Origin of the sequence: Nocardia callitridis, from assembly GCF_039543305.1 — a bacterium.
GTDB classification, from domain to species: domain Bacteria; phylum Actinomycetota; class Actinomycetes; order Mycobacteriales; family Mycobacteriaceae; genus Nocardia; species Nocardia callitridis.
The window spans coordinates 296,557-321,254 of sequence record NZ_BAABJM010000003.1 but is presented as its reverse complement, the minus strand read 5'-3'; the positions used below and the strand labels follow the sequence as shown (position 1 = coordinate 321,254).

Below are 24,698 nucleotides of genomic sequence, written 5' to 3'. Positions count from 1 at the left end.
CGAGGTGCCCGTGTCGGTGATCGTGCTCGGGTCGGGCCACAACGCGCTGGTCGCGGCCTGCTATCTCGCACGGGCGGGACACCGGGTGGAGGTACTCGAACGCGACGAGATCCTCGGCGGCGCCGTCTCGACGGTCGAACGGTTTCCCGGACACCTCGTCGATCGCGGGTCCTCGGCGCACATCATGGTGCGCCACACCGGGATCATCGAGGAACTCGAACTCGACCGATTCGGACTGCGCTACCTCGAATGCGATCCGTGGGGCTTCACACCCGCGCACCAGGGCCGTAGCGCGCTGGTCTTCCGCCGCGATCTCGACGCCACCTGCGCATCGATCGCGGCGGGATGCGGTGCACGCGACGCCGCCGCCTATCGGCGGTTCGTCGAGGTCTGGGGGCCGCGCAGCGCCAGCGTGATGCGCGCGTTCGGCGGTGCGCCGACACCGGGTCGACTGGTCAGGTCGTTCTGGGGATTGGACGCGAAAGGCGGTGGCAGCGCGCTGTCGCGCGAGTTCCTGCAATCCGGAGACGCGTTGCTGGACACCTGGTTCGACGACGAACGACTCAGGGCCTCGCTGGCCTGGTTCGGCGCGCAATCCGGGCCGCCGATGTCCGAACCGGGCACCGCGCCGATGGTCGGATTCGCGGCGCTCATGCACACACTCCCGCCCGGTCGCGCCGTCGGTGGCAGCGGTGCGCTCAGTACCGCCTTGATCGCCCGGCTGCGCGCCGACGGCGGTGTCGTACACGCCGGTGACGCCGTCACCGCGCTGCGGCGGGCGGGTGACGGGTGGCGCGCGCGCACCGAGGCGGGCCGAGAACTGCACGCCGACACCGTGATCGCGGGCACGCACATCCTCACCACGTTGGCGCTGTTGGACGCGGGCGGTTTCGACCACGCGGTGCTCGACGACTGGCGCCGACGCATTCGCGTCGGTCCCGGCATCGGCATGGTGGTGCGACTTGCCACCTCGGCGCTGCCGCGGTATCCGGGCAGCTCGAGCGACGAATCCGCCTCCGGCCTCCAGTTTCTCGTCAGCGATCGGCAACAGTTGCGGCACGCGCACGGCGCGGCGCTCGCCGGGCGGCTTCCGCCACGCCCGGTGGTGTTGGCGATGAGTTTCAGCGCGCTCGATCCTTCGATCGCGCCGCCCGGCCAACACCAGTTGTCGCTGTGGTCGCAGTGGCATCCCTACCGCATCACCGACGGCGACTGGGCCACGCACGCGCGCACCGAAGCCGACCGGATCGTCGCCGAACTCGACTCACACGCACCGGGTTTCGCCGATTCGGTGCTGCGGCGACACGTCCAGACGCCGGTCGACCTCGAACGCGAGATGGGACTGCTCGGCGGCAATGTGATGCACGTCGAGATGAGTCTGGATCAGATGATGCTGTGGCGGCCGTTGCCCGAGCTGTCGGGGCAGCGAGTGCCCGGTGCGCCCGGCCTCTACCTGACGGGTGCTTCGACTCATCCCGGCGGCGGAGTGTCCGGCGCGAGCGGACGCACTGCGGCCGACCTGGTGTTACGTGACCTACGACGCGGCCGAGTATCGCGGCTGCTGCGACGGTGATCGCACCGGCATCGCCGCCACTCGGCTCGGCGGCGCGGACCCGGCCCCGGCTCCGGCCGACCGTGCGTGAGCTCGCGCCCGCACTCCTCGCGGGGTCATGGGTGCTCGCACAGATCGCTTATCCACTGACCTCCTCGGTCGCCCGCGATCGGATCACCGTGTTGATCGTGCTGCTTTCGGCGGCGACGGCGTTGACGCACGCGGCGACCACTCGCGGTGCGCGATTCGCGATCGGACTGTTGGTCGCTGTCTCCGGAGTCGGTCTCGTCGCCGAAATCATCGGCACCACGACGGGTTACCCGTTCGGGTGCTATGCCTACGCCACCGCGGGTCTCGGCCCTGCGGTGGCGGGTGTCCCGCTGGTCATCGCGCTGGCCTGGACCGGAGGACTGTATCCGGTGTGGATGGTGGCCGGTGCCGTCGCGGATCGCACGTCGAATCGGATCGCGCTCACCGCGGTCGGCGCGGTGGGCTGGGATCTGTTCCTCGACCCGCAGATGGTCGCCGACGGTCGCTGGACCTGGTGCGATGAGGGCTCCGGATTGCCGGGCCTGCCCGCCATTCCATACACCAACTATCTCGGCTGGTTCGCGGTCGCCCTGCTCATGGCCGTCCTGCTTACTACGCTGGCGCGACGTTTCCCACCGCTGTCCGATCCCGCGCCGACGGCAATGTTCGTGCCGATCGCGGTGTTCCTGTGGACGTGGTTCGGCTCGATCCTCGCCCACGCGGTCTTCCTGGGCTTGCCACGGTCGGCGGCGTACGGCGGCGTCGGGTTCGGCATTCTCGGCGTCGGACTGCTGTGGCGATCACGCAGGCGCGGTCCCCTCCTCCGTGCGGACAGGGACCCGCTGCCGTAGCCATCCCGCCGACCAGGTCACGAGGTCGACGGCTACCGGGATGTCGGATTCGACGGTCGGCCAGCCGCTCAGCCACCGCGCCGATCCGGTCATCGAACCGTCGCGCGGTCTCGACCCCATCCCCTGCGCGAACATCGACCCGAGGATGAAGCCGCTACGCCGACCAGACCACGTGATCGGCAGCTCGTCCGGCATCCTCGGTTAGACGCTGCTGCCGCCGTGGCCGACGCGCGGACCGTTCTCCCGTGCGGACGCCGCGGCGTGACCCCGGGATGAAATCCGCACGCGCGCCCACGAATTCGCACGCAGATCACTTGTCGCACCGAGTGCGGTCCTCGCGGAGGTCTTCCGGCACGGGCGGCGCGACGCCGTGCGTGCTCGGGTTCGTTCGGTGCGAAGCTCGGGGCGTTGCTTCGTGATGCGGGACTCGGATTCGAGTCCTTCGCGACCGTTCCGCCCGTCGCGTGGCATCTCGGGTACTCGGCCTGGCACGATGTCATCCGTGCAGCCGAGTCCCGACACCACGACACCCGATGCCACGGCCATGCCGCGAACCGGACACCTGCGCGCTCGCCACGGCGCGCTCAGGGTCACCGCGGCCGTGTTGCTCGCCGCGTTCCTGGTGCCGTTCCTCGCGGGCTGCCTGCGGGTACAGGCTTCGATGGGTGTCTCGTCCAACGACCGTGTGTCGGGACGGATCGTGGCCGCCGTGATCCCCGCGACGGCCGAAGACAAGGGCCCGCAGTTGAAAGCGCCGGAATCGCTGGCGACCAAGCTGCGCGTGGAGCCCTACAGCCAGGACGGCTACGTCGGCAGCCAGGTGTACTTCGAGGACCTGTCCTTCGGCGATGTGCAACAGCTGGGTGGGCTCTCCGAACAGACCCAGGGCATGTTCCAACTCTCCTTCGCCCGCACCGGCGACCTGGTGACCCTCAACGGCAGGATCGACCTCAAAACCGTTCCACCGCATGGTTCCGACGTGCAGTTCACCATCGCCTTCCCCGCGCGCGTCGCCAAGACCAACGGCAACCGCGAGGGCGACAACATCGTGTCGTGGAAGCTGCCAGCCGGTGATGTGTCGACGGTGCGCGCCGAAGTGAGCTACGCCGATCCGAACACCCGATCTTTCGCGGGCTGGGCGGTCATCATGGGTGGCATCACGCTCGCGGTGGCCGCACTGGTGGCCGCCGTGGCGTATCTCGACCGCAACCCCGCCGCGCCGGGGGCACCGACCGGGTTCTCGCCGCGTCGACTGGTGCGTTCGCTCATCGACAACGACTGAGTCGCGATGGCCGGATCGCTACGGCGACGACGTGTGTCGGTCGCGACGACGGCGACCCGGGTCGGTACCGCCTTCGCGCTGTGCGGTGTGGCGGTCGCCGCCTACAACCGACTCACCGTGCGGTCCTTGGCTGATCGACCGGCCGCCGACACCGCCGACAGCGCGGCGGTGACCGTGTGCGTGCCCGCCCGCGACGAAGCCGACCGGCTGCCCGCGCTGATCGCGGATCTGCGTGCGCAACGCGGGCTCGATCAGCTGACGGTGCGCATCCTCGATGACGCCTCACGCGACGACACCGCGAACCTCGCCCGCCGCGCGGTGGCGGGCGACCCTCGGTTCGTCGTGCTGCGCGGCGACACCGAGCCGCCAGCCGGGTGGACCGGAAAAGCCGCCGCCTGCGCGCGATTGGCGCACGAGGTGACGACGCCGGTGCTGGTGTTCCTCGACGCCGATGTGCGTCTGGCACCCGAGGCGATCGCGGCGGCGGTGCGCGAGTTGCGTCGGCGGCGGGTTTCGTTGCTCGCGCCGTGGCCGTGTCAGCGGTCCGGATCGCTGACGGAGGCGCTGGTGCAACCGTTGCTGTGCTGGTCGTGGGCCTCGACCGTGCCGGTCACGGCGACCGAGCGCACGACGCGCGCGAGTACGACCGTGGCGTGCGGGCAGTTCCTCGTCTTCGACACCGCCGACTACCGTGCGATCGGCGGCCACGCGGCGGTCGCCGACAGTGTGACCGAGGATCTGGACATTGCCAGAGCGCTGCGCCGTAGCGGACGTCGCACCGCGGTGCTCGCCGCGGAGCAACTCGCGCACACGCGCATGTACCGGGACGCACGCGAATTGGACGCCGGGTACACCCGCTGGCTCTGGTCGGCTTACGGCGGTTCGGTTTTCGCCGGGTCCGCCGTGGGAGCCGTTGCCGCACTGGCCTTCCTGGTGCCGCCGATCGCCGCGCTGTGCGGTCACGGCAGGCTGCGCCGCACAGGCATCCTCGGTTATCTGGCCGCGACCACCAGCAGGCTGCTGGCCCGCCGTCTCGAGACCGGACGCCGCGCGAATGTCGCGGATCTACTCGCGAGCCTCGCTCATCCACTCGGCGTCGCCGCCTACTTCCGGTTGTGGGTGCGATCCTGTCGCCTCCGCCGACGGGACGGATTGCGCTGGAAGGGACGGGCGCTCGCGGTCCCCGGCCGCACACCCGAACCGGCCGCTTCGGTGTGATTCCGCATCGCCGCGTGCACCAACGGTCCGACTTCGTCGCCGAATTACCAAGGGGTAAAACATGTTCGGGTCGAATGGGGCGGCATGCCGGACCATGCGATGGCCGACCGACAAATGAAGTAGCCGACCGGCCCCGTCGCCGGCGCTACCACGGCCGGGCAAGATGGACCTCGGTCGAACATTCTGCGCCTTGCGCTGGCACTACCCGGATCGGTCGACGCGGGCAACGCATCACCCGAACGCTGTCCGGCGCCACCCGCTGGGTAGGCAAGCGGGGTAGCTCGTCCGCAGGCGCGTTGCCGACCGCCTCGATTCGTGGCAGGGCTTGCGTCGAATACCGTATCTACCTCCCTGAAGCCCGTGCGGCAATGGCTACATTCAGCGTGATCGCTTTCCTTGTCTGATGTTTCGGGCGCTGGGCATGATGGTTCGGCTCGGCGGTTGTCGGTTCGGGGCCTCGGCCGCTGACCCGACGTTCCACCGAGCCGAAATCAACCATCCAGAGCGACCGAGAGACCTGGCTCGTCGACGTCGCAGCAACCCCTCGAGCGATCGGGTGCGGGTGCTTCCGCCGGGATCGATGGAGGAACGACGTGGGAATTTCCGCTGATCATTTCGTCTGCTGGCGGCGCCGACACATCGATTACGGCAAGGTCGGATCGGCTGGTTGTCGTCACTGATCCGCGCAGCCAGCAGTTAGCCACCCGAGACTGGCCGGGTGACGTGACCGGTGCCCGAGTGGCACGGTCACCCACGTTCCGTCGAAGGACCCGAGATGAGTGCGTCAGTCGCACCCGGCGAAGCGGACACCGCTGAGACCCACCCCGAGAACACCGCCGACACCGGCACCCAGACCACCGTCGACACCACCGCATCGTCCACGGTGGTCGACGGCCGGCACACGCCGACCACCCCGAAGATCGCGCCGACCAGGCACCCGTGGCGGTGGGTGGTCAGCGTGATCGCGCTCGTGGTGCTCGCGCAGTTCGCGCACGGCCTCGCCACCAACCCCGGCTGGGACTGGCCGACCTTCGCGCAGTACTTCACCGCGCGATCGGTGCTGACATCGCTGAAGGTCACCCTCGAGCTCACCGCATGGGGCACCGCGCTCGGATTCCTGCTCGGCACGGGGCTGGCGATCGCGCGCCTGTCGAACAACCCGGTATTGCGGGTGATCTCGTGGGGCTACATCTGGGCGTTCCGCTCGATCCCGCTGATCGTGCAGCTGCTGTTCTGGTTCAACATCGCCTACCTGTACCGGACGATTTCGCTCGGCATCCCGTTCGGCCCCGCGTTCTTCACCTTCGAGGTCAACGGCGTGATCAGCGGGTTCACCGCGGCCGTGATCGGTCTGGCGCTGCACCAGGCGGCGTATTCGGCCGAGATCATCCGCGCGGGAATCATCTCCGTCGACGCGGGCCAGCTCGAAGCCGCCGCCGCACTGGGCATTCCGAAGGTGCGTCAGTTCCGCACGGTGGTGGTTCCGCAGGCGATGCGCTCGATCCTGCCCAACGCCACCAACGAGGTGATCAGCCTGTTCAAGGGCACCTCGATCGTGTCGGTGATGGCGATCGCGGAGCTGTTCTACCAGGTCCAGGTGATCTACGGCCGCAACGGGCGCGTGGTTCCACTGCTGATGGTGGCGACGGTCTGGTACATCGTGCTCACCACGGTCCTCTCGGTGGCACAGCACTACATCGAGCGCCACTACGCCAGGGGCAGCACGGGCCCCGTCGCGCCACCGCCGTGGCGACGAGCGTGGGACAGGGTGCGTGCTGTCGCCGATTCCGATACCGCCACCACCGGTTTCGCACGGGCGCAGGCACAGCCGTGACCGAGACAGCTACGACCGAAACCGGCGCGCCGAGCACGAATACCCCCGAGGCAACGCCGGTGACAACCGGGGGCACCCCGGCCACAACCCGAACCACACCGTCCACCACCGAGACCACACCCACCGAAATGCTCGCCGTCGAGGTGCGCGGGGTCCGCAAATCCTTCGGCGCGCGCACGGTGCTGCGCGGCATCGACCTCACCGTGCGCTCCGGCGAGGTGGTGACCGTGATCGGACCGTCGGGGTCGGGCAAGTCCACCTTGCTGCGCTTGATCAACCACCTGGAATCCCTCGACGCGGGCACGGTGCGCATCGACGGCGAGCTGATCGGCTACCGCCAACGCCGCGACACCCTGCACGCGCTCTCGGATCGGGCGGTGCGCAAGCAGCGTTCCCGGATCGGGTTCGTATTCCAGCAGTTCAATCTGTTCGGGCACCTGACCGTGCTCGACAATGTCACCCTCGCACCGCTTTCGGCGCAACGCCGCGACCGCGCCGAGATCGAGGCCGAGGCGCACACGCTGCTGCGGCGCGTCGGCATCGGCGAATACGCCGACGCGTATCCGCGCAATCTGTCCGGCGGACAACAGCAACGGGTGGCGATCGCCCGCGCACTGGCACTGCGACCGAGGGTGATCCTCTTCGACGAGCCCACCTCCGCCCTCGACCCCGAACTCGTCGGTGAGGTGCTGGAGGTGATCCGTGACCTCGCGCACGACGGCACGGCACTGGTGATCGTCACCCACGAGATCGGCTTCGCCCGCGAAATCGCCGACACCGTCGTGTTTCTCGATGAAGGCGCGATCGTCGAACAGGGACCGCCGAAGGCGGTCCTCGATCACCCCACCCATCCACGCACCCGTGCGTTCCTGTCCCGAGTTCGCTGATGAACAGGTATTCGATGAAATTCTCCGTCCTGGCCACCACTGTCGCGACCGCGGTCGCGGTGTTGGCCTCCGGCTGCGCCGACCCCGACCCCGCCACGGTCGGCGAAACCACGTTCGACCTCTCCCCCGAGCAGTCGACACGGGTGCATGCGGACAAGGTCGACAGCATCGCCGCCACGGTGCCGCAGGCGATCCGCGACCGGGGCACGCTGGTGGTCACCGGCAGTTCCGGCACCGCGCCGCCGCTGCGCTTCTACGCCACCGACGACCGGACGATCGTCGGCTCGGAAGTGGACTTCGCCTCGTTGGTCGCCGACATCCTCGGACTGAAACTCGAGATCACCGCGGCGGATTGGTCGCAAAACTTCGTGCGCATCGATTCCGGTGAGGTCGACGCTTTCGTCTCGAACGTCACGGTCACCGAGGAGCGTAAAGACAAGTACGACTTCGCCACCTACCGCAAGGACACCGTGGCGCTGGAGCTGCCCAACGACAGCGACCTCGACTTCAAGGACCGAACCAGCTTGGCTGGCAAGCGGATCGGCGTCGGTACCGGCACCAACCAGGAACAGCTGCTGGTGGAATGGAATCAGCAGAACGCCGCCGAGGGCTTGGCCCCGATCGATATCGCCTATTTCCAGCAGACCTCGGACTACTACCTCGCGCTGGCCTCACACCGCCTCGATGGCTACCTCGGTCCGAACCCGAGCGCGATCTACCACTCGGCCACCGCGAAGCAGACCAAGATCGTGGGCACCTTCTCCGGCGCCGGCACCGCATTGCAGGGCGAGATCGCGGTGACCACCAAAAAGGACAACGGCCTGATCGGCCCCATCCAGCAGGCGCTGAACTACGCGATCGAGCACGGCACCTATCAGCAGGTGATCGATCGGTGGGGCTTGCAGTCCGAGCAGGTGACCGAGTCGCGGATCAACCCGCAGGGTCTGCCGAGAAAGGAGTGAGGGCGTGTCGCTGAAAAATTCTTCGCCGATGCAGGATTCGACGGCGCGACGGCGAGTGCACCGCGTCGCCCAGGACGATCCGCTGGCCCAACCGCTGCTCGCCGAGCTCGCCCTCGAATACAGCAACCGCTACGGCGGGGGCGTCGGGGAGATGCACACCGCATTACGCGAGCACCCCGCGACCGCCTTCGCCGCGCCGGACGGCGCGCTGCTCGTGGTCACCGAGGACACCGTTCCGGTCGCGGGCGGCGCTTTCCAACGCTACGACGCCGAAACCGCGGAGCTGAAACGGATCTGGACCGCCCGCGAGCATCGGCGCAGGGGCCTCGGCCAGTTCGTGGTCGAGCAACTGGAACTCGAGATCGCGCGCCGCGGGTACCGGCGCGTCTACCTCACGACCGGCTGGCGCCAGCCCGAAGCCGTCGCGCTGTATCTGGCCACGGGATATACCGCGCGCTACGACGCATCGGTGCCCGCGGCGCAGATCGGCCCGCACCCGTTCGAGAAGTATCTCGCCGCAGGCGAATGGGGAGAGACCGCATGAAGTTTCTGTTGATGACGCTGATCAACCGGGTCCCCGATCCGATCACCGGACAACTGCCCGGCACCAGGGAACGGTTGCTCAGCGTCGTCGAACAAGCCAAGGTGGCGGAGGAATTGGGCTTCGACGGGTTCGCCGTCGGCGAGCGCCACGAGGACCCCTTCCTTTCCGCGTCGCCGCCGGTGGTGCTCAGTCACATCGCCGCGGTGACCTCGCGGATCACCCTGTTCACCGCGGTGACCACGCTGAGCCTGCTCGACCCGGTGCGCGCGTTCGAGGACTATTCGACGCTCGACAATCTGTGCGGCGGACGCCTGGAACTGATCATCGGCAAAGGCAACGGCGCGGCACAGGCCACACTGTTCCACGTCACCACCGAGGACCAGTGGGATCGCAATCGCGAAGGCTACGACCTGTTTCGGGCGCTGTGGGCCGGGGAGAGCGTCACCTGGTCGGGCCGATTCCGGCCGCCGTTGCGGGAGGCCAAGGCGCTGCCTCGGCCGTGGCAGCGCAAGATCAGGATCTGGCACGGCAGCGCCACCAGCAAGGATTCGGTGGAACTCGCCGCGAGCCACGGTGATCCGGTGTTCTCGGCGAACGTCACCAATCCGATCGAGCCGTATGCGGAGCTGATCCGGCACTACCGGGAGCGCTGGGTTCACCACGGCCACGACCCCGCCGACGCACTCGTGGGCGCGGGCACCGCGGGATTCCATGTGGCGCGCACCTCGCAGGAGGCCCGCGAGACCTACCGTCCGCTCTTCGAGGCGCGGCTGGCACTGTCGCGCCGCCTCGGCCTGCCGATCGTGTTCGAGACGCTCGACGACTTCCTCACGCGCAGTTCGGCATTGGTGGGCAGCCCGGAGCAGGTGGTCGACAAGATCGGGCGCCAGCACGAACAACTCGGACACGAGGTGGCACACCTTTCTGCCGAGCGCGACGGCCGCACCGAACGCGTCTACCGCGACAGCCTCGAACTCTTCCAAGCCGAAGTCGCGCCGCACCTGCGCGAGCGCGTCCCCAGTCGGCCGCTGGCCAGCGCCGACACCGTCCGTCCCGAAACCTCTGGAGTTGCCTCGTGATCCGAACCCCGCACCGAATCGTCGCACTGGCGGCGGGCATGCTCGCCACCGCGACCATGCTCGCCGCGTGCGGCGGCGATTCGGGGACCTCCGGTGCCGACGCGGGTCCACCGCAGCCCGGTGGCACGTTGCGCTACGGCTTGTCCCAGGCGCCGACCTGCTCGGATCCCGCCCAGTCGGCCAGCAATCAGACCATCTATGTGGCACGGCAGATCGTCGACTCGCTGACCGACCAGGACCCCGAGACCGGCGAACTGAAGCCGTGGTTGGCCAAGAGCTGGGAGGTCTCCCCCGACGCGAAGTCGTTCACCTTCCACCTCACCGACGGCGTCACCTTCAGCGACGCAACACCGCTCACCGCGCGATCGGTGGCCAACACTTTCGACTCGATCATCGGGCTCGGCGCCAAGGCACCGCAGGCCAAGGCCTTCCTCGCCAACTACACCGGAACCACGGTCATCGATCCGTTGACCGTCACGGTGGGGTTCAGTACACCGAACGCGCAGTTCCTCCAGGCGACCTCGTCCACCCAACTCGGCATTCTCGCCGACGCGACCACCGCGAAGCCCGCCGAGCAGCGCTGCCTCGGCGACGTCGTCGGCAGCGGACCGTTCAGCTACGAGAGCTACCGGCAGGACGCTTCGGCGACGCTGGTCAAACGTCCCGGATACCACTGGGGCTCCGCGCTATTCGGCCACCAGGGCGAGGCATACCTGGACAAGATCGAGTTCACCGTGGTGCCCGAGTCCGGGGTGCGGACCGGCAGCCTGGTCTCCGGACAACTCGACGCGATCAGCGACGCGCTGCCGCAGGACGAGCCGCAGATCAGCGCGGGCGGCGGTCAGGTGCTCAATGTGGTGAATCCCGGTGTGCCCTTCGGCCTGCAGCCGAACATCACCCGCGGGCCGTTGCGCGACCCCGCGGTGCGCCAGGCGCTGCCGCACGCGATCAACCGGCAGGAACTGGTCGATACCGTGCTCGGCCCGCAGTTCAACGCCGCGACGAGCACGCTGGCCAGCACCACCCCTGGTTATCAGGATCTGACGGACCGGATCGATTTCGACCAGGACAAAGCGCGCCGTCAGCTCGACCAGGCCGGTTGGGTGCCCGGTGCGGACGGAATCCGCACCAAGAACGGTGAGCGGCTGTCGTTCGGGGTGACCTTCACCGCGGTATTCGCCGGTAACCAGGCAATTCTCGAGCTGACGCAGCAGCAGCTGCGCCAGGTCGGGGTGGACCTGCGACTCGACCTGATCTCGGCGGCGGAATACACCGTCAAGCAGAACGCGAAGGACTTCGACTCGGTGTACTACAACATCACCCGCGCCGATGGTGACGTGCTGCGCTCGACCTTCGGCCTCGACGGAACCAACCTCAATGCGCGAGGGCCGATTCCGGCGCTCGATGACGTACTGACCAAGGAACTGAGCGCGGTGGACCCTGCCGAGCGCACCGCACTGGTGCACACCGCACAGGAGGCCACGCTCGACAACGGATTGTGGATTCCGACGGTCGAACTCTCGCAGACCATCGGCGCTGCCGCCGACACCCAGAACGTGGGCTTCGACGCAACGGCGCGACTGCAATTCTTCGACACCTGGTTGAGCGGGCGCTGATCATGGCCCGGTATCTGATCCAGCGTGTTCTGCAAGCGATCTGGGTGTTGTGGGCGGCCTTCACGATCTCGTTCATCGTGCTGTTTCTGCTGCCCGCCGACCCGGTGTCGATCGCGGCCGACGGCGGCGCGACGGGCACCCCCGTCGACCAGGCCGCCATCGCCGAATTGCAGGCCCGCTACGGCCTGGATCGTCCACTGTGGGAACAGTATTGGACCGCGTTGACGCACGCGGCGCACGGTGACCTGGGCACGTCCATCGCGACCGGACGGACGGTGACCGGCGCGATCGCCGACGCGTTACCGCAGACCCTCGCGCTCGCCGGACTCGCCCTGCTGTTCGCGGTGGTCGGCGGGGTGGCGCTGGCGTTCGCCGCCACCTATCCGCGCAGCGCCTGGCTGCGTGACCTGCTCGGCGCGCTGCCTTCGGTGGGTGTCTCGCTGCCCACGTTCTGGGTGGGATTGCTCCTGCTGCAGGTGTTCTCGTTCGGTTGGCGGCTGACCCCCGCCTTCGGTGGGCAGGGTTTCTCCGCCACGGTGCTGCCCGCGATCACGCTGGCGATCCCGATCGGCGCGGTGATCGCACAGGTACTGGCCTCGGGGCTGCGTTCGACCGCGCGGCAACCGTTCGTCGCGGTCGCCAAGGCCAAGGGCGGCTCCCGGTGGTGGGTGCAACGCAAGCACGTGTTGCGTCCGGCCTCGGTACCGACCTTCACCGTCGCCGGGGTGCTGATCGGCAATATGCTCGCGGGCTCGGTGGTGGTGGAAACGGTGTTCGCCCGCCAGGGCATCGGGCGCCTCACCCAGACTTCCGTTCTGGCCCAGGACATTCCGGTGGTGCAGGGCATCGTCCTGCTCACCTCGGTGGTGTTCGTCAGCGTCAACCTCGTGGTCGACCTGCTCTACCCGCTGCTCGACCCGCGCATCGCGGCTCGGGTGCGCGGACCCCGGCGTGGCGGCGCCGGGGGCACGGACACGGACACGGTTTCCACCACAGGACCGGACCACACCGGGCCCTCGGCAGCCGAGAGCGGCGCGGCCGCACCGTCATCCGTCGCGGCGTCCCAGCGTGGACGAGCAGACGCCGACGCCGCCACGGCACCCGCGAATGACGCCGACGAGCCGACGAATTCACGCGTCGACCGCCCGGCCAACCCCGAGGCCGACGCGGCGCGACACGAAAACACCGCGACAGCGACACAGCCGAGCCTCGAGAAATCTCGAACCCCGGTGCGGCACACCGAGCAGTCCCACCCGTACGGCAGGCACGCGGCCGACGCACCGTCGACCTCGGCCGACCGACACCCGCACACCGACGCGCCGGACCACCACGCGAACCAGGTGACCGACGGCTCGAACGACAGCAAGGGGGTGCACGCCCGTGGTTGATCTCCTCGAGCGGACCCGGCCACCCGAGGTCACCGAAACGCCCGGCGTCCGCCGCCCGGTCGCCCGCTGGAAGTGGTTGCGCGACAACATCCTGCTGGTCGCCGCCGCCGCGGTCGCGCTGCTGGTGCTCGGGTGGGCGCTGTTTCCCTCGGTGTTCGCCAGCGGTGATCCCATGACCGGGGTGCCCGCGCAGAAACTCCAGGGGCCCAGCCTCGCGCACTGGTTCGGCACCGACAACCTCGGCCGCGACCTCTACACCAGGATGGTGCACGGCGCGGGGAACTCGCTCACCGCCACGCTCACCGCCGTCGCCATCGCGTTGATCGCTGGCACGATCCTCGGCCTCGTCGCCGGCGCGCTCGGCGGCGTGATCGACACGGTGGTGATGCGGGTGGTCGACGTGCTGCTCTCGGTGCCGTCGCTGCTGCTCTCGCTCGCGCTGATCACCGCGCTCGGCTTCGGGCCGCGCAATGTGGCTATCGCCGTGGGGGTTCCGCTGATCGCCAATTTCGCGCGCGTCCTGCGCTCGGAGGTGCTTCGGGTACGCCGAACACTGTTCGTCGAGGCCGCGCGGGCCTCCGGCGTGCGCTGGTACACGGTGCTCGTGCGCCATATCCTGCCGCACTCGTTCCAGCCGGTGCTCGCACTGGCCGCCGTCGAGCTCGGCATGGCCGTGATCGCCGTCTCCGCGCTGAGCTTCCTCGGCTTCGGCGCGAAACCCCCCACCCCGGAATGGGGTTCGCTCATCTCCGAGGGACGCAACTACCTGGCGACCGCATGGTGGCTGACCACGCTACCCGGCCTGGTGATCGCCGCCGTCGTCATCGCCGCGCAACGACTCGGCCGCGCGGTGGAAAGGAACGAATCAGCATGAGTACCGGTGTTGTCGACGACACGGCGGGTGCCGTACCGCGCACCGAGACCGACCGCTCGGACACCCCGCTGCTGCGGGTGCGTGACCTGCGCGTGCGATACCGCACAGACGCGGAGCCGGTGACCGCACTGGACGGCGTTTCGCTGACGGTCGCGCACGGCGAAGTGGTCGCGTTGGTCGGCGAATCCGGTTCCGGCAAATCGACCCTGGCGCAGTCGGTGATCGGCCTGCTCGACACCGAGGCCGAAATCGCCGACGGCACGGTCACTTTCGACGGTGAGGTGATCGACACCGGATCCGAGCGCGCGCTACGACGACTACGCGGCGCCCGCATCGGTTTCGTCCCCCAGGACCCCGGTCTTTCGCTCAACCCGGTGCGCCGCGTCGGCGACCAGGTCGCGGAGGCGCTGCTGGTGCACCGCCTCGCCGACCGCAAATGGGCCCGCGACCGCGCGCTGGAACTGCTCGCCGACGCCGGACTCGACCAGCCGCGCCTGCGCGCCGAACAGTATCCACACGAACTGTCCGGTGGCCAACGCCAGCGGGTGCTGATCGCGACCGCCCTGGCCTGCGGGCCCGACCTGGTGATCGCCGACGAGCCGACCAGCGCCCTGGATGCCACCGTCGCGCGCCGAGTACTCGACCAGCTCGCCGCCCAGACCGCGGCACGCGGCGCGGCGGTACTGCTGATCACCCACGATCTCGCGGTGGCCGCCGAACGCGCCGACCGACTCGTGGTGCTGCGCGCGGGCCAGATCGTCGAGCAGGGGCCGACCACCCAGCTGCTGACCGAACCGAGCCACCCCTACACCAAGCAACTGCTCGCGGCGTCGCCGAGCCTCACGCCGCCGGGCGACTATCGCGCGCCACGCGCGGGGGACGGCGGGCCGTTGCTCACCCTGCGCGCGGTACGCAAGCATTTCACCGGGCACGCGGGTGCGGGAATCACTGCCGTGGACGATGTGGGTTTCGAACTCCACCGCGGTGAAACATTGTCGCTGGTGGGCGAATCCGGCTCGGGCAAGTCGACGACGGCGCGGATCGCGCTGCGGCTGACCGAACCCGACAGCGGCGAGGTCACCTTCGACGGTCAGGAACTCGCGCGCCTGCGCGGCGGCCGCCTGCGCGCACTGCGCAGGCGATTCCAGATGGTGTATCAGAACCCGTACGCCTCGCTGAATCCACGCTGGCACGTCGCGGGGATCATCGAGGAACCGTTGCGCGCCTACGGAGTCGGTGACCGTCGAGCCCGCCGGTCGCGGGTCGAGGAATTGCTCGCGCAGGTGGCGTTGCCGCAGAACTACGCCAAGCGTCGCCCGCGCGAACTATCGGGCGGACAACGTCAACGTGTCGCCATCGCCCGCGCGCTGGCACTGCACCCCGACCTGCTGGTGCTCGACGAGCCGGTCTCCGCGCTGGACGCCTCGGTGCAGGCACAGATCCTGGAACTGCTGGACCGGCTGCAAACGGAGCTGTCGCTGAGCTACCTGTTCATCTCCCACGACCTGGCCGTGGTGCGCAGGATCAGCGATCAGGTCGCGGTGATGCGCCACGGCCGCATCGTCGAAGCCGGTGTCACCGAGGAGATCTTCGAGCACCCGCGGCACGCCTACACCAAAGAATTGCTCGCCGCCGTACCCGCGCCCGTCTTCGGAAAGGACGATCATGACCGCTGATTCGCGCTACTGCCACGGTCGTACTCCCCCGCGCGCGACGCTCGGGCGCACGCACCGGCGAGCGTTCGATCCCGTCGCCGCGCGCACACCCTGGTGGCGCTTGCCGCATCGAAAGCTGCGGCGGGCCTTGGCGACACGCCGCGACACCACTGCCATGGACTGGCGCTACGCGCTGTTTCTCGCGCCCGACGCCGCAGGTGCGATCGGCAATCCCTCCGCACGACCGAACGAATGGGAAGGGCTGTACTGATGCCTGATTCCGAACCGCTACTCGCCGTGGAACTCGCGGGGACCGGTGTGCATCCCGCGTCGTGGCGGCGCGCCGATTCGCGCGCCGAAGACCTCTTCACCGGCGGTTACTGGGCCGAGACCATCGGTGCGGCCGAAGCGGCGGGCCTGGACGCGGTCTTCGTGCCCGACTCGTTCGGCCTGCAACCGGGCGGCCCCGACGTGACAAGGGGCAGGCTCGACGCGGTCGCCATCGCCGCGCGGGTCGCCGCACGCACCGAGCGCATCGGACTGCTGCCACAGGCCACCGTCACCCACACCGAGCCCTTCCACCTCGCCAAGGCCGTCCAGAGCCTCGATTTCGTGTCCATGGGCCGCGCGGGATGGGAGGTCACCGTGTCCGAAACCACCGAGGAGGCACGGGCATTCGGACGCAAGGTCGTGCAGAGCACGCCGTCGCTGTGGCACGAGGCCGACGAGGCGATCGAGGTAGCCGCTCGCCTGTGGGACAGCTGGGAGGACGACGCGGAGATCAGGGACCAGTCCACCGGCCGGTTCATCGATCGAGACAAGCTGCACTACATCGACTTCCACGGCGAGAACTTCTCGGTCAAGGGGCCATCGATCACCCCGCGCTCACCCCAGGGGCAGCCCATCGTCGCGGTGCGCGCCGACGACGAGGACAGCGCCAAGGTCGCCGTCGCCAGGGCCGACCTGATCCGTGTCAGCGCACCCGACCTGGCGACCGCCCGCGCGCGCCGCACCCTGCTGCGCACCGCCCTCGCCGACGCCGGCCGCGACCCCGACACCGTCGCCGTGCTGCTCGACCTCGACCTCTTGCTCGCCGCGAGCACCGACGCCGCCGAAGCCGGGCTCGCGCAGCTCGACGCGTGGGCCGCCGACACGCCCGCCGCCACCGCCAGCACACCGGGATTGCGCCACCTCGGCACCGCGAGTCAACTGCGCGCGCTGCTCGACACCGTGCACGAGTCCGGCGCCGCCGACGGGGTCACCCTGCGTCCCCTCGCCGTCGCCGCCACCATCGCCCAGCTGTCCGAACTCGGCCGAAACGCCGTCCCCAGCACCACCTTACGAGCCCGCCTCGGCTTGCCACGACCGGCAAACCGCTACGCGACCAGCACCGAAGGAACTCCGTCGTGACCGGCACACCACGCAAACAGGTCCATCTCGCCGCACACTTCCCCGGCGTCAACAACACCACCGTCTGGGCCGACCCCGACTCCAAGAGCCAGGTCGACTTCGACTCCTTCGTCCACCTCGCGCACACCGCCGAACGCGGCCTTTTCGACTTCTTCTTCCTCGCCGAAGGTCTACGGCTGCGCGAACACCTCGGCCGCATCCACGACCTCGACGTGGTCGGGCGGCCGGACACCTTCACCGTGCTCGACGCGCTGGCCGGAGTCACCGAACGGCTCGGGCTCGCGGGCACCATCAACAGCACCTTCAACGAACCGTTCGAACTGGCCAAACAGTTCTCCTCGCTCGATCACCTCTCCGGGGGCAGAGCCGCGTGGAACATCGTCACCTCCTCGGACGCCTTCACCGGCGAGAACTTCCGGCGCGGCGGATATTTGGAACACAGTCAGCGCTACCGGCGCGCCGCCGAGCTCGTCGACGTCACCCGCGCGCTCTGGGACAGCTGGGCCGCCGACTCCCTCGTCGTCGACAGGGAAGCGGGCGTGTTCGCCAGGGAAATTCCCGAAACCCGGCACCGCGGCGCACAATTCGATATCGCCGCGCGCTTCGTCCTCCCACCGAGCCCGCAGGGACACCCCGTGCTGCTGCAGGCTGGTGACTCCGAGGACGGCCGCGAATTCGGCGCGGCCACCGCCGACGCGATCTTCACCGGACACGGCACCCTGGAGGCGGGACAACGCTTCTACGCCGATATGAAGGGCCGACTCGCGAAATACGGTCGCGCGCCGCAGGATCTGAAGATCCTGCCCGCCGCCACCTTCGTCCTCGGCGACAGCGCCGAAGACGCCGAAGAACGCGCGCGCCACATCCGGCTGGCGCAGGTGAGCCCACAAACCGCCCTCGCCTTCCTCGAACAGGTCTGGGGCCGTGAGCTTTCCGGCTACGACCCGGACGGCCCGCTGCCGGACGTCGACCCGGTGGAGAACGCGACCATCACCCGAGGGCGGGTACGCCACGCCAAGGACCCGAGGGCGGTCGCCGACGAGTGGCGAGCCCGCGCCGAGGCCGAAAACCTCAGCATCCGGCAACTGATCATCGAGGTCACCGCGCGCCAACAGTTCGTCGGCACCCCCGCCGCGGTCGCCCAACAGATCGACACCTACGTACAGGGCGACGCCAGCGACGGCTTCATCCTCGTCCCGCACCTCACCCCCGGCGGCCTCGACCAATTCGTCGACCGCGTCGTTCCCGAACTCCAGGAACGCGGCAGTTTCCGCACCGAGTACACCGGCACCACCCTGCGCGAGCATCTCGGTCTGCCACACCCCCACCACCGCGACACCTCGATCACCCACGAAGGAGCCAGAGCCTCATGACTTCCACCCTCACCACCACCTTCGCCACCGAATGGGCACGCTGGCACGCCGAGCGCGAACAACACCTGCGCGACCCGTTCGGTTTCCTCGGCCTCACCGCGCTGCACTGGCTCACCGACCAGCCCGCACGTTTGCCCGAGCTGCCTGGCACCTGGTGGGTCACCGACAACAAGGTGTTCATCACCGCCCAGCCCGCCGACCGCCTCGAATACGACGGCATCGGCATCGCCGGCGTGCAGATCATCACACCGGCCGAAGGCGCGCCGGGTCTGACCGTGCGCAACGACAAGCGCGTGCTCGAGGTGATCCAACGCACCGGGAAATACGCGGTGCGCGTGCACGATCCGGCCGCGCCGACGCTGGCCGCATTCGCCGGGATCCCCGCCTACGAACCGAACCAGGACTGGGTGATCACCGGCCGGTTCACGCCGTTCGACGAGCCGAAGACGATCACCACCGGCGCGGTCATCGAGGGGCTTCGCCACCACCACACCGCAGCGGGCACCATCGAATTCACCGTCGGCGAGGTCACCGAACGGGTGGTCGCGTTCGGCACGCCCGGTGCGCTTCGTCTGCTGTTCACCGACGCCACCAGCGGTGTCACCACCTACCCCGGTGCGCGGTCGCTCGCCGTCGGCGCCGCGTCCGACGACGGCACCGTCGTCCTGGACTTCAACCGGGCGGCCAACCTGCCCGCGGCCTTCACCGATTACGCCACCTGCCCGGTGGCGCCGGAAGAGAATCGATTGCGCGTCGCCATCGAGGCCGGCGAGCAGCACCCGCGACTCGGCACGACATTATGAGCACCCCGCTATCGATCCTCGACCTGTCCCCCATCAGCGACGGCTCCACCGCACAGGAGGCACTGCGCAATACCGTCGACCTGGCCCAGCACGCCGAACAGTGGGGATACCACCGGTATTGGCTGGCCGAACATCATTTCGTCCAGGTAGCCAGCTCCTCGTCGATCACCCTGATCGGATTGGTCGCCGCGAACACCAGCACGATCCGGGTCGGCTCCGGCGCCGTGCAGGTCGGCCACCACACCTCGGCCTCGATCGTCGAAGCGTTCGGCACCATCGACGCGCTCTACCCAGGGCGACTCGATCTCGGCATCGGACGCTCGGGACACCGCAGGGCCCAGTTCGGCGCCGAATCCGCGCGCACCAAGCCGACGACAACGACGCGCAGGACCGAGGTCCGCGACGGCGTGGTAGTTCCGCCGCCGTTCGACCCTGGCCGCATCGCCGACCGTTCCCGTTTCGTGGCCTCGCTCGGCGCACTCCAACAGCGGGGCGCCCAACCCCTCGACTTCGCCGACCAGGTCGCCGAGATCCGCGCCTTGCTCGACGGCAGCTACGTCGACTCCGCCGGGATCGCGTTGCAAGCCGTGCCGGGCGCGGGTGCGCGGGTGCAACTGTGGGTGTTCGGAAGTTCCGCGGGCGAGAGCGCGGAACTGGCGGGACGGCTCGGTTTGCCCTTCGCGGCGGCCTATCACGTGTCGCCGGGCACCGCACTGGACGCGGTCGCGGCCTACCGCAAGGCTTTTCAGCCGTCGGTGCAATTGGCCGCACCGCACGTCATCGTCTCGGCCGACGTCGTGGTCGCCGAAGACGACGCCACGGCACAGCATCTCGCGGGCAGCTACGGCCACTGGGTGCACAGCATCCGCAGCGGCAAGGGCGCCTCGGCCTACCTCGACCCCGACACCGTTGGGCCGCTCACCGCCGAACAGCTGCGCCTGGTCGACGACCGGCTGGCTACCCAGTTCGTCGGCGCGCCGGACACCGTGGTGCGCCGACTGGAAGCGCTCCAACGCGTCACCGGAGCCACCGAATTGGTGATCACGAGCGCCACCTACCGACACACCGACCGCCTGGAGTCCTACCGACTGCTCGCCGACGAGTGGGCACGGCAGGCCACGCAAGCCGCGTAAGGAGAACACGCCCCTCTCGCCGACCCGATCCCCTCGGGTCGGCGAATTCGGTTACGCACGGTGCGATCCGACCCGACGCGCGCCATACGGAAAATCCGGCGCGGTCGAGGCAAGCCCTGGTCCGACACGTATCGGGGCGACAGTCGGCATTTCCCGATCCACCGCACCATGTCATCGCGGCCTGGTCCCCCGTGCGGTACGTGCGCGAACTGGGCGGCTGTTTACGCCGATAACGCGGTATCGACCCCGTAACCGAGGTTGGTCAGCACCTCACCGGTGGCCTTGGCGAAATTCAAGGTGATGAAGTGCAGGCACGGCGCGCCCTCGTCGATCAGTCGTTGCCCGAGCTCGGTGGCGATCTCGATACCGACCTCACGCACCGCGGCATTGTCGGGCTCGGCACCGGAACCGGCCGCCCGTCGCAGCCGATCCAGCACCGACGCGGGCAGCGGACGCCCGCACAGCTCCTCGGCCCTGGTCACCGTGCGCAAGGAGGTGATCGGCATCAACTCGGGAATGATCGGCTTGGCGCCCTCGACCGGGTCGAACGCCGCGATTCGATCGCGCAACCGCAGATAATGCTCCACGTCGAAGAACATCTGGGTGATCGAATACTCCGCGCCCGCACGCAATTTCGCGGCCAGGAACGCGGTATCGGACTCCAGATCCTTCGAACGGTGATGCCCCTGCGGGAACGACGCGACACCGACGTGGAAATCGCCAAGATCGCGCACGATCCGCACCAGATCCTCCGCGTAATCGACACCGTCCACGTGTTTACGCCACGGACCCAGCGGATCACCGGGCGGATCACCGCGCAACACCAGGATGTTGTGGATCCCCGAATCCGCGTAGGCACCCACCAACGAGCGCAGCTCCGCGACACTGTGTTCCACCGCGGTCAGGTGCGCCACCGGCAGCAAGGTGGTCTCCTGCGCCAGCTGACCCGTCACCCGGACGGTGCGGTCGCGGGTGCTGCCGCCCGCGCCATAGGTCATCGAGACGAAAGCGGGGTGCATGCACTCGAACTGGCGCACCGTCCGCCACAACCGCGCCTCGGCCGCGGTATCGCGCGGCGGATTGAACTCCACCGAGAACGGCACCAACTTGCCCTGATACGCACGCAACCGCTGCACCACCGACTGCGTCCCCGAGACGATCGGGTGCGTTCGAGACGGCCGGCCAGGGGTCGAACGTCCCCGCACGTTATCGAAAGTCACCGCTTCAGTGTAAGGGTGACCTGTGCCCGCACCATGGGGGTCGTCGAGACGTCACCGCGTATTCTTCGAACCAGGACACGCGTTCGCCACGCCGAGCGACACGCACAATCCCGGCCTCGACTCGACACATTCCATGATCGAGGCACACGCGCAACCGCGGGGCAACGCTCCCGCCATGATCTTGGAGGGTCCCCCTGTCCGCCGGAACCGGTACCCAGACTCCGTCGACGCGGGAAACCACCCCGTCGCCGGGCACCCCCGCCTTCGCCGCCGCCGTCGAAGACGCGTTGCGTGCGTTCTTCCATACCCGCCGCGAGATCGTCGACCCCCTCGGCCCGGTGTTCGTCGACACCGCCGACGCGCTGGCCGATTTCGTGCTGCGCGGCGGTAAACGCACCCGCCCCGCCTTCGCCTACTCCGGCTGGCTGGGTGCGGGCGGCGCACCCGACACCGCCGAGGCCGAGGCCGTGCTCACCGCGTGCTCGGCGCTGGAACTGGTGCAGGCGTGCGCGCTCGTGCACGACGACATCATCGACTCCTCCCGCACCCGACGCCGCTTCCCCACCGTGCACGTCGATTTCGAACAACGCCACCGCGACCGCCGCTGGGCGGGCGAGTCCGCGCACTTCGGCACCAGCGTCGCCATCCTCATCGGCGATCTCGCCCTGGCCTGGGCCGACGACATGGTGCATTGGTCGGGACTGCCGCCCGCGGCGCTCACCCGCTTCGCCCCGGTATGGGCCGCGATGCGTACCGAGGTGCTCGGCGGCCAACTCCTCGACGTCAACGGCGAGGCGGGCGGCGACGAATCCGTCGAGGCCGCCCTGCGGATCAACCGGTACAAAACCGCCGCCTACACCGTCGAACGCCCCCTGCACCTCGGTGCGGCGCTCGCCGACGCCGACGCCGACCTCATCGCGGCCTACCGCACCTACGGCACCGATATCGGCGTCGCGTTCCAGCTGCGTGACGACCTCCTCGGCGTCTTCGGCGACCCCGCCGTCACGGGCAAACCCTCCGGCGACGACCTACGCGAGGGCAAACGCACCGTGCTGCTGGCCGAAGCACTACGCCGCGCCGACGCCACCGACCCCGCCGCCGCGACCCTGCTGCGCACCAGCATCGGCACCGACCTCGACACCGACGCCGTCATCCGACTACGCACCCTGCTCACCGACCTCGGCGCCGTCGACGCGGTGGAACAGCGCATCACCGCCCTCACCGACACCGGCCTCGCCGCCATCACCGCGAGCAACGCCACACCAGCCGCCAAGCATCGCCTGGCCCACATGGCGTCGGCGGCGACCCGCCGCACCGCATGAGCGCAACCTCACTCGCGTCCACCACTTTTCGGATCAGCACGGAGGAGTCCGCGTGAAAACCGTTGCCGGACCTACCGATCGAGTGGTCGTCGTCGGCGCCGGACTGGCCGGGCTCTCGGCAGCGCTGTATCTCACGGGCGCCGGTCGCACCGTCACCGTCGTCGAACGCGCCGATCATGTCGGTGGACGAGTCGGTAAATGCTCCGGCACCGACTACGAGATCGACTCCGGCGCAACGGTACTCACCCTGCCCGACGTGATCGACGACGCGCTCGCCGCCGTCGGCCGCACTCCGCTCACCTGCGCGCCCCCGCTGCGCATCCGCCAGCTCAGCCCCGGCTATCACGCCCGCTTCGCCGACGGCAGATCCATCAGGGTCTTCGCCGACCCCACCGCCATGGCCGACGAGGTCGCCGCCACCTGCGGCACCGATACCGCTCGCCGCTACCTGCGCCTTCGCACCTGGCTGGCGCGGGTCTATCAGGCCGAATTCCGGCATTTCCTGGACGCCGACTTCGACTCACCGCTCGATATGGTCCGCACCAGCGACCAGCGCCGCGCGCTCGCCGACCTGATCCGCCTCGGCGCGTTCGGCAAGCTCGGACCACGGGTGCACCGAATACTGCGCGAACCACGGCTGGCCAGACTGTTCACCTTCCAGGCGCTCTACGCCGGAATGGCACCCGCCGACGCGCTCGCCGTCTACGGGGCCATCCCGCACATGGACACCTCGCTGGGGGTCTACTTCCCCGAAGGCGGCATGCGCAGGATCGCCGAAACCATGGCCGAGGCATTCACCTCGGCGGGCGGACGGCTCGAACTCGACACCGAGGTCACCGGCATCGACTACGCGGGACGACGAGCCCACCGGGTACGCACCGACGGCGGCGACCTCGACTGCGACGCCGTCGTCGTCACCGCCGACCTCGGCGAGATCACCCGCTTCGGTGTCCGCCGACGCCGCGGATTGCGCGCCGCTCCCTCGGCCTTCGTCGCCCACGGCACCATCCCCTCCGCCCTCGCCGACACCTGGCGGGTGCGCGCACACCACGCCATCGAATTCGGACAGGCATGGGACAAGACCTTCGCCGAGATCGTCGCTCGCCCAGGTCGCGGCCGTCTGATGCGCGACCCCTCACTGCTGCTCACCCGGCCCGCCGTCACCGACCCCGGCCTCGCCATCGACCGCGCCGACGGACGCCACGAACCGTTCTCGCTGTTGGCGCCGTGCCCCAATCTGCGCGCGGCACCACTGGACTGGGCCCGAATCGGGCCCGCCTATCTCGCGGAACTGCTCGCGGTGCTGGCTGACCGCGGATACCACGGCATCGCCGAACATTTCACCGTCGATCACCTCGACACGCCGCGAACGTGGCGCGACAACGGCATGCTCGACGGCACCCCGTTCTCCGCGGCGCACCTTTTCCGACAGACCGGCCCGTTTCGACCAACCAACTTCCCCCGCCACAGCGATAATGTGGTTATCGCTGGTTGTGGCACTACACCAGGCGTAGGTGTGCCCACGGTTGTGCTGTCTGGAAAACTTGCCGCAACCCGCGTGATCGGTGCCGATTCGCCCCGGTACGCCGCAACGCCACCCACCAGAACCATGGCCTCGACAGTGACGCCGTAAACTGAGCGCCGACCTATCAGCCTCGCGGTTAC

Annotated in this window: 21 protein-coding genes, 1 pseudogene and 1 riboswitch; of the genes and pseudogenes, 21 read left to right on the top strand and 1 reads right to left on the bottom strand. The window is 68.9% G+C overall.

What is annotated here, in order from left to right; translation table 11 throughout:
- The first annotated feature begins 10 nt into the window (after positions 1–10).
- From ABEA50_RS19145 to ABEA50_RS19055, 19 genes and pseudogenes are all read left to right on the top strand, one after another.
- Positions 11–1,573 carry a phytoene desaturase family protein gene (locus ABEA50_RS19145; protein WP_345496916.1) on the top strand — a complete coding sequence of 521 codons (1,563 nt, stop codon included), beginning with the start codon at positions 11–13 and terminating at the stop codon, positions 1,571–1,573.
- Entirely contained in the window at positions 1,570–2,433 is an 864-nt protein-coding gene (locus ABEA50_RS19140; RefSeq protein ID WP_345496915.1) for a carotenoid biosynthesis protein, read from the top strand. The genes ABEA50_RS19145 and ABEA50_RS19140 overlap by 4 nt, the downstream gene beginning before the upstream one ends.
- 40 nt (positions 2,434–2,473) lie before the next feature.
- Positions 2,474–2,638 carry a hypothetical protein gene (locus tag ABEA50_RS19135; RefSeq protein WP_345496914.1) on the top strand — a complete coding sequence of 55 codons (165 nt, stop codon included), beginning with the start codon at positions 2,474–2,476 and terminating at the stop codon, positions 2,636–2,638.
- Between the two features lie 288 nt (positions 2,639–2,926).
- On the top strand, positions 2,927–3,715 hold the full coding sequence (locus ABEA50_RS19130; protein WP_425577663.1) for an LppM family (lipo)protein: 789 nt from the start codon (positions 2,927–2,929) through the stop codon (positions 3,713–3,715).
- A 6-nt stretch (positions 3,716–3,721) separates the two neighbouring features.
- Entirely contained in the window at positions 3,722–4,933 is a 1,212-nt protein-coding gene (locus tag ABEA50_RS19125; RefSeq protein ID WP_345496912.1) for a glycosyltransferase family 2 protein, read from the top strand.
- Positions 4,934–5,425: 492 nt separating this feature from the next.
- Positions 5,426–5,520: riboswitch (SAM riboswitch) on the top strand.
- Positions 5,521–5,708: 188 nt separating this feature from the next.
- On the top strand, positions 5,709–6,767 hold the full coding sequence (locus ABEA50_RS19120) for an amino acid ABC transporter permease (RefSeq protein ID WP_345496911.1): 1,059 nt from the start codon (positions 5,709–5,711) through the stop codon (positions 6,765–6,767).
- Between the two features lie 128 nt (positions 6,768–6,895).
- Entirely contained in the window at positions 6,896–7,654 is a 759-nt protein-coding gene (locus ABEA50_RS19115; protein ID WP_345497153.1) for an amino acid ABC transporter ATP-binding protein, read from the top strand.
- Entirely contained in the window at positions 7,654–8,616 is a 963-nt protein-coding gene (locus ABEA50_RS19110; protein WP_425577662.1) for an ABC transporter substrate-binding protein, read from the top strand. The genes ABEA50_RS19115 and ABEA50_RS19110 overlap by 1 nt, the downstream gene beginning before the upstream one ends.
- A 28-nt stretch (positions 8,617–8,644) precedes the next feature.
- Positions 8,645–9,160 carry a GNAT family N-acetyltransferase gene (locus tag ABEA50_RS19105; RefSeq protein ID WP_345497152.1) on the top strand — a complete coding sequence of 172 codons (516 nt, stop codon included), beginning with the start codon at positions 8,645–8,647 and terminating at the stop codon, positions 9,158–9,160.
- Positions 9,157–10,239: an LLM class flavin-dependent oxidoreductase gene (locus ABEA50_RS19100; protein WP_345496909.1), complete on the top strand. Its 1,083-nt coding sequence runs from the start codon at positions 9,157–9,159 to the stop codon at positions 10,237–10,239. The genes ABEA50_RS19105 and ABEA50_RS19100 overlap by 4 nt, the downstream gene beginning before the upstream one ends.
- Before the next feature lie 38 nt (positions 10,240–10,277).
- Positions 10,278–11,855, top strand: coding sequence for an ABC transporter substrate-binding protein (locus ABEA50_RS19095; RefSeq protein WP_345497151.1), 1,578 nt, complete (start codon positions 10,278–10,280; stop codon positions 11,853–11,855).
- Between the two features lie 2 nt (positions 11,856–11,857).
- Positions 11,858–12,835, top strand: a pseudogene (locus ABEA50_RS19090) (ABC transporter permease); the annotation flags it as partial.
- A 400-nt stretch (positions 12,836–13,235) separates the two neighbouring features.
- Positions 13,236–14,117, top strand: a complete 882-nt coding sequence (locus ABEA50_RS19085) for an ABC transporter permease (RefSeq protein WP_345496908.1) — start codon at positions 13,236–13,238, stop codon at positions 14,115–14,117.
- Positions 14,114–15,793 (top strand): ABC transporter ATP-binding protein, encoded by a 1,680-nt coding sequence (locus ABEA50_RS19080; protein WP_345496907.1) that lies wholly within the window; start codon positions 14,114–14,116, stop codon positions 15,791–15,793. The genes ABEA50_RS19085 and ABEA50_RS19080 overlap by 4 nt, the downstream gene beginning before the upstream one ends.
- Positions 15,783–16,043 (top strand): hypothetical protein, encoded by a 261-nt coding sequence (locus ABEA50_RS19075; protein WP_345496906.1) that lies wholly within the window; start codon positions 15,783–15,785, stop codon positions 16,041–16,043. The genes ABEA50_RS19080 and ABEA50_RS19075 overlap by 11 nt, the downstream gene beginning before the upstream one ends.
- On the top strand, positions 16,043–17,182 hold the full coding sequence (locus ABEA50_RS19070) for an LLM class flavin-dependent oxidoreductase (protein WP_345496905.1): 1,140 nt from the start codon (positions 16,043–16,045) through the stop codon (positions 17,180–17,182). The genes ABEA50_RS19075 and ABEA50_RS19070 overlap by 1 nt, the downstream gene beginning before the upstream one ends.
- Positions 17,179–18,555 (top strand): NtaA/DmoA family FMN-dependent monooxygenase, encoded by a 1,377-nt coding sequence (locus tag ABEA50_RS19065; protein WP_345496904.1) that lies wholly within the window; start codon positions 17,179–17,181, stop codon positions 18,553–18,555. Before ABEA50_RS19070 ends, ABEA50_RS19065 begins: the two co-directional genes overlap by 4 nt.
- Positions 18,552–19,358 carry a DUF1684 domain-containing protein gene (locus ABEA50_RS19060; protein ID WP_345496903.1) on the top strand — a complete coding sequence of 269 codons (807 nt, stop codon included), beginning with the start codon at positions 18,552–18,554 and terminating at the stop codon, positions 19,356–19,358. The genes ABEA50_RS19065 and ABEA50_RS19060 overlap by 4 nt, the downstream gene beginning before the upstream one ends.
- Positions 19,355–20,491: an LLM class flavin-dependent oxidoreductase gene (locus ABEA50_RS19055; protein WP_345496902.1), complete on the top strand. Its 1,137-nt coding sequence runs from the start codon at positions 19,355–19,357 to the stop codon at positions 20,489–20,491. Before ABEA50_RS19060 ends, ABEA50_RS19055 begins: the two co-directional genes overlap by 4 nt.
- A gap of 221 nt (positions 20,492–20,712) precedes the next feature.
- Here the strand turns inward: ABEA50_RS19055 and ABEA50_RS19050 are convergent, their stop codons facing one another.
- On the bottom strand, positions 20,713–21,711 hold the full coding sequence (locus tag ABEA50_RS19050) for a methylenetetrahydrofolate reductase (RefSeq protein WP_345496901.1): 999 nt from the start codon (positions 21,709–21,711) through the stop codon (positions 20,713–20,715).
- Positions 21,712–21,905: 194 nt separating this feature from the next.
- Between ABEA50_RS19050 and ABEA50_RS19045 the strand changes: the two genes are divergently transcribed.
- Positions 21,906–23,033, top strand: a complete 1,128-nt coding sequence (locus tag ABEA50_RS19045; RefSeq protein ID WP_425577673.1) for a polyprenyl synthetase family protein — start codon at positions 21,906–21,908, stop codon at positions 23,031–23,033.
- Positions 22,987–24,666 carry a phytoene desaturase family protein gene (gene crtI, locus ABEA50_RS19040; protein ID WP_345497150.1) on the top strand — a complete coding sequence of 560 codons (1,680 nt, stop codon included), beginning with the start codon at positions 22,987–22,989 and terminating at the stop codon, positions 24,664–24,666. Before ABEA50_RS19045 ends, crtI begins: the two co-directional genes overlap by 47 nt.
- Positions 24,667–24,698 lie beyond the last annotated feature (32 nt).